Origin of the sequence: Mesorhizobium sp. M2A.F.Ca.ET.067.02.1.1 (assembly GCF_004023285.1) — a bacterium.
Lineage (GTDB): Bacteria > Pseudomonadota > Alphaproteobacteria > Rhizobiales > Rhizobiaceae > Mesorhizobium.
Window position 1 is genome coordinate 1 of the sequence record NZ_RZSB01000445.1, and the last position, 5,021, is coordinate 5,021.

7 protein-coding genes are annotated in these 5,021 nt (G+C 63.6%); 3 read left to right on the forward strand and 4 right to left on the reverse strand.

The window, feature by feature from the left end:
- Nucleotides 1-220: 220 nt before the first annotated feature.
- Together EOA28_RS24530 and EOA28_RS24535 are read right to left on the reverse strand one after the other, a co-directional pair.
- The gene (locus EOA28_RS24530; protein WP_027167440.1) at nt 221-778 is read right to left on the reverse strand and encodes an HNH endonuclease; all 558 of its coding nucleotides are present in this window, start codon (nt 776-778) and stop codon (nt 221-223) included.
- A gap of 110 nt (nt 779-888) precedes the next feature.
- On the reverse strand, nt 889-1,548 hold the full coding sequence (locus tag EOA28_RS24535; protein ID WP_127250966.1) for a DNA-3-methyladenine glycosylase: 660 nt from the start codon (nt 1,546-1,548) through the stop codon (nt 889-891).
- A gap of 89 nt (nt 1,549-1,637) precedes the next feature.
- Between EOA28_RS24535 and gluQRS the strand changes: the two genes are divergently transcribed.
- Nucleotides 1,638-2,510, forward strand: coding sequence for a tRNA glutamyl-Q(34) synthetase GluQRS (gene gluQRS / locus EOA28_RS24540; RefSeq protein ID WP_127250983.1), 873 nt, complete (start codon nt 1,638-1,640; stop codon nt 2,508-2,510).
- Here the strand turns inward: gluQRS and EOA28_RS24545 are convergent.
- Nucleotides 2,507-2,794 (reverse strand): hypothetical protein, encoded by a 288-nt coding sequence (locus EOA28_RS24545; RefSeq protein WP_126081061.1) that lies wholly within the window; start codon nt 2,792-2,794, stop codon nt 2,507-2,509. The genes gluQRS and EOA28_RS24545 overlap by 4 nt on opposite strands.
- Nucleotides 2,795-2,949: 155 nt before the next feature.
- Between EOA28_RS24545 and EOA28_RS24550 the strand changes: the two genes are divergently transcribed.
- Entirely contained in the window at nt 2,950-3,849 is a 900-nt protein-coding gene (locus EOA28_RS24550; protein ID WP_128315374.1) for a DMT family transporter, read from the forward strand.
- Between the two features lie 126 nt (nt 3,850-3,975).
- On the opposite strand, the gene EOA28_RS24555 is transcribed toward EOA28_RS24550, so the two are convergent.
- Nucleotides 3,976-4,827, reverse strand: coding sequence for a YihY/virulence factor BrkB family protein (locus EOA28_RS24555; RefSeq protein ID WP_126081059.1), 852 nt, complete (start codon nt 4,825-4,827; stop codon nt 3,976-3,978).
- A 58-nt stretch (nt 4,828-4,885) separates the two neighbouring features.
- On the opposite strand from EOA28_RS24555, the gene EOA28_RS24560 reads away from it, so the two are divergent.
- Nucleotides 4,886-5,021 (forward strand): SDR family NAD(P)-dependent oxidoreductase (locus EOA28_RS24560; RefSeq protein ID WP_128315375.1); only part of this gene is annotated, 136 nt, incomplete at its 3' end.

Consider the following 5,021-nt stretch of genomic DNA (forward strand, 5'->3'; position numbering starts at 1 on the left):
ATCGCCAGCCTCGTGCTGGCCGCCGTCGCCTTCCGCAGCGCGCTCGCGCGGGATTGAGCCGGCACCAAAGCGCCGACGCGAGATCGTTCAAAGAATTCGTCAGGCTGAGTCGTATGAAGTGATTGTCGAGAACCGAAGCGCAGCGGACATTCAGGTCCATGAGCATCGGAAGCGCAGACAATCGCTTCAGACGGCCTGCCTCACGAATTCTCGAACGATCTCAAGGTTCCAGCTCGACATCCCAGTAGAGATAATCCATCCAGCTTTCATGCAGATGGTTGGGCGGGAACAGGCGGCCGTTGTTGTGCAGGTCGTGCACCGTCGGCTGGTAGGGCTTCTGCAGCGGCCACATCTTGGCCTGCGCCGGCATCATGCCGCCCTTGCGAAGATTGCAGGGCGAGCAGGCGGCGACGACATTCTCCCAGGTCGTCGCCCCGCCGCGATGGCGCGGGATGACATGGTCGAAGGTCAGATCCTCCGGCGTGCCGCAATACTGGCACTGGAAACGGTCGCGCAGGAACACGTTGAAGCGGGTGAAGGCGGGATGCCGGGACGGCTTCACATAGGCCTTGAGGCTGACCACGCTCGGCAGCTTCATCGAGAAGGTCGGCGAGGAGACGGCGTGCTCGTATTCTGCGACGATGTTGACCCGGTCGAGGAAGACAGCCTTGATGGCGTCCTGCCACGACCAGAGCGACAGGGGGTAATAGCTGAGCGGGCGGTAGTCCGCATTCAGCACCAGCGCGGGAAGCCCATCCGGAGATACGGCAACCGTCACGTCCTTCGCCTCCTACATTCCAAACCGAACGGCGCGAATACTGTAAGCCCGACATGACAGGGATGTGAAGCGGATTGTCTCTCGCCGAAACTCTCAAAAACGCATGATTTTCATGCTTTATTGGCCATTTCGACGGGAGGGGCCGCGTCCCTGCCCTTCAGTTCACGATAGTAGGCCCAAAAAAGCCGCGACGCGACACCCCGCCAGGGGCTCCATGATTCGGCCAGCCGGATCAGCATTTTCTCCGGCGGACGCGGGTCGATGCCGAGCGCATGGCCGACCGCCGTCTGCAGCGCGACATCGCGCGCGGGGAAGACGTCCGGATGGCCGGCGGCGAACAACAGATAGCATTCGGCCGTCCATGGGCCGATGCCGGGCACGGCCGTCATCGCGGCGATCGCCTCGCCGGCGTCCAGGGTGCACAGGTGATCGAGATCGAGCCCGCCGGCAACGGCTTCGGCCACGGCGAGCAGACCACGCTGCTTCGGCCGCGACAGCCCGGCCTCGCGAAACACGTCTTCGCCCGCGGCCAGGATTGCCTGTGGCGTCAGCGGATCGACCAGCTTGACCAGCCGCCCGAAGATCGCATCGGCGCTGGCGCGGGAAACCTGCTGCGAAACGATGATCGACGCCAGGCTTCGAAACCCCGGTTCCGACAGCCGAAGCGGCACGTCGCCCGCCTTGCCGCGCACTGTCTCCAACCGCGGATCGATCCGGCAGAGCGCGTCGAGCCCAGTCGCAATGTCGTCGAGCGAGGCGATGCGTTGCACGTTCTTGTTCCCAGGACGCCCGCGAAATGGCAATGGAGGCTAAATACCAACCGGCGAAAGCACCTTTCAACCCGAACGCCGCCCGAGAGATGACGCTCCTGACATTCCGCTTCGCGCCGAGCCCGAATGGCGAACTGCATCTCGGCCATGCCTATTCGGCCCTGCTGAACCAGCAGATGGCGACGCAGGTGGGCGGACGGCTGCTGCTGCGCATCGAGGATATCGACATCGCCCGCTGCACGCCGCAATTCGAGACCGGCATTTTCCGCGACCTCGAATGGCTGGGATTGCGCTGGGAACAGCCGGTGCGTCGCCAGTCGGAACATTTTGCCGAATACCAGGCGGTGCTCGACCGATTGGTCGCCGAGGAACTGGTCTATCCGGCCTTCATGAGCCGGGGCGAGATCCGCGCCTTCATCGCCGAGAGAGGCGGCCGCGACTGGCCGCGCGATCCTGACGGCGTGCCGCTCTACCCGCCGCTCGACAAGGCCCTGCCAGCCAGGGAGCGCAAGCGACGGATCGCCGAGAACATGCCCTTCGCCTGGCGGCTCGACGTCGAAGCGGCAAGGATGCGCGTCACCGCCGACCTGTCATGGACCGAATTCACCGATGAGACGATGTCGGCGACACGAGCGATCGAAGCGCAACCGCAGGCCTGGGGCGACGTCATCGTCGCCCGCCGCGACATCCCGACCAGCTATCATCTTGCCGTCGTCCTCGACGACGCGCTGCAGGGCGTCAGCCATGTCGTGCGCGGCCAGGACCTCTATGCGGCGGCCGGCGTGCAGCGCCTGCTGCAGGAACTGCTCGGCCTGCCGCAGCCGCGCTATTTCCACCACCGCCTGATCCTTGGTCCGGACGGCAGGAAACTGTCCAAGAGCTTCAAGGACACCGGTCTTGCCGCGCTTCGCGAGGCGGGCATGTCGTCGCAGGACGTCAGGCGGCTTGTCGAGTTTGATTAAAGTCGCGCCATCCCGGCCTTGATCAGCGCCAGCACGCTGATGAAGGCAAAGGCGCCGCCGAGCCCACAGGCAACCGCCAGCCTGAGGTCGCTCAGGCTGATGCCATGCTTGCCGGCGACCGTCACCGCGGCAAAGAAGCCGAAGATGAACAGCAGCGTGTTGCCGGTCGGGCCAAACCCGCTCTCCTTCATGATCGCGTCGAGCGCCGTGCCGAAGAAGAAACCGAAGCCGGCAATGATCAGGAAGGCGAACAACAGCCAGGTCGTGTCGAGATGCAAAAACATGCCCACCCATGGCGCGCCGACGCGCCATGCCCCTCTTGGCACGGTTTGTTGAATTCGACTTAGCTTATGGATCAACCGTTTCGTTTTGCTTGCCGGATTGAACGGCATTAGAGCAATTGCCGTCATCAACCGTTCACCCCGGCAGCCTCCCACCCATGCAGAGCATCAAGCGGCTCATTCCCGCCTCCTTCGTCGTTCTGTGGGCGACAGGCTTCATCGGCGCGCGCTACGCCATGCCCTGGGCCGAGCCCTTTACGTTCCTTGCCATCCGCTTCGTCATAGCGGCGATCCTGTTTGCCGGCCTCGCCGTGCTGCTTGGCTCGCGCACGGCGACGCGCGACGAGGCGTTGCATGCGACGATGGCCGGCGTCCTCATGCATGGCGTCTATCTCGGCGCCGTCTTCTGGGCGATCCACCGGGGCATGCCGGCAGGGTTTTCCGCATTGATCGTCGGCCTGCAGCCGCTGATCACCGCCGTGCTCTCGGGCAGGTTCCTCGGCGAGGCGATCCTGCCCCGCCATTGGGCCGGGCTCGCTGTCGGGCTTGTGGGCGTCGTCATTGTGCTGTGGCCGAAGCTCGGAGCGGTCGGCGGCGGCGTGACCGCGGCAACATTGACCGCCTCGCTCGTCTCGGTGCTCGGCATGAGCGCCGGCACCATCTGGCAGAAACGCTATGCTTCCGGCGGCGACCTGGTGTCGGCGACGATGTGGCAGTATGTCGGCGGCTCCGCCGTGATGATCCTGGGCTCGCTCGCCTTCGAGACGCGCGCCGTCACCGTCAATGGCGAGCTGATCTTTGCCATGGCCTGGCTGGTCCTGGTGCTGTCGGTCGGCGCCATCTTCCTGTTGATGGTGATGATCAGGGACGGCGAGATGTCGAAGGTCGCTTCGCTGTTCTACCTCGTGCCCGCCGTGACCGCGGTCATCGCCTGGATGCTTTTCGACGAGCAGCTCAATCTGCTGCAGATCGCCGGCATGGCGATCGCGACCCTTGGCGTAGGCCTGGCGACGGCGGGCAGGCAAGGGAAGGGAAGGGAAGGGGAATTGAGGAATTGAAGAATTGAAGAATTGAAGAACGGAGAACTGAAGAACTGAAGAGCTGAAGAAGAAGCCGGCAGCGCCGGATCGCTTTTTCTTCAATTCCTCAATTCTTCATTTCTTCAATTCCTCTACCGACGCAACTCACCCGACGCGCGCACGCGCCTCCAGATAGCGGCTGATCGCGGCGTTGAGCTCGCCGCCGAGGATGAAGATCGCCGAGATGATGTAGAGGAAAACCACCGCGATCATGATCGAGGCGAGCCCCGCATAGGTAGTCACGTAGGACGAGAAATGATCGAGATAGGTGGCGAAGATGGTCGAGCCGGCGAGCCAGGCGATCAGCGTGAAGACGATGCCAGGTATGATCGAGACAAAGCGGCGCTTGCCGGCCGGCAGCCAGATATGCACGGAGAACAGCCCGATGACGATGACGGTGGAGGCGACGACGTAACGCCACAGCGTGATGGTGCCCATATAGGGCTTGATCCATTCGAGATGGGCCTCCGCCAGCCTGGCCAGCAGAGGGGCGAACACCAGAAGCACGCTGACGGCCAGGAAGCAGGCCGTGGCGATCAGTACGAAAATGATGCTCTGCACCCTGCGGTGGATGATGCCGCGCGTTTCGGTGACACGATAGGCCCGGTTGAGCGAGGTGCGCAGCGCCTCGATGCCGTTCGACGCGAAATAGGCGGCAAGCACGACGCCGTAGGTCAAAAGGTCGGTTCGCCTGACGGTGAGAACGTTCTGCACCTCGCGCGCGATCGGCTTGGCGATCTGCTCCGGCCAGGTGTCGAAGACGAGATGCACCGCCGTGTCCGAGAACGCCTGCGCGCCGAGGAAGCTGGCCAGTGTCGTGGCGAAGATCAGGAACGGAAACAACGCCATCAGCGAAGTGATGGCGAGGTGGCTGGCCATCGCCCAGCCGTCGTCATTGTTGAAATGGCCGATCGCATCGTAGAGCACGCGCTTGACGGCGACGATATTCCTGAGCAAGGACCCGCGCTCCGCTCGATTGTGTCGACGCCGCGAATATGGGAAGTGATTGCGGCAAATGGCAACCCCAGGTCAGACAACGTCCACCGTCGCGAAAGAATTGCGCACCGTCATCGTCACCGGGGCCTCCTCCGGCATCGGCGCGTATTGCGCGCGGGCGCTGAAGGCGGAGGGCTGGCGGGTCTTCGCAACGG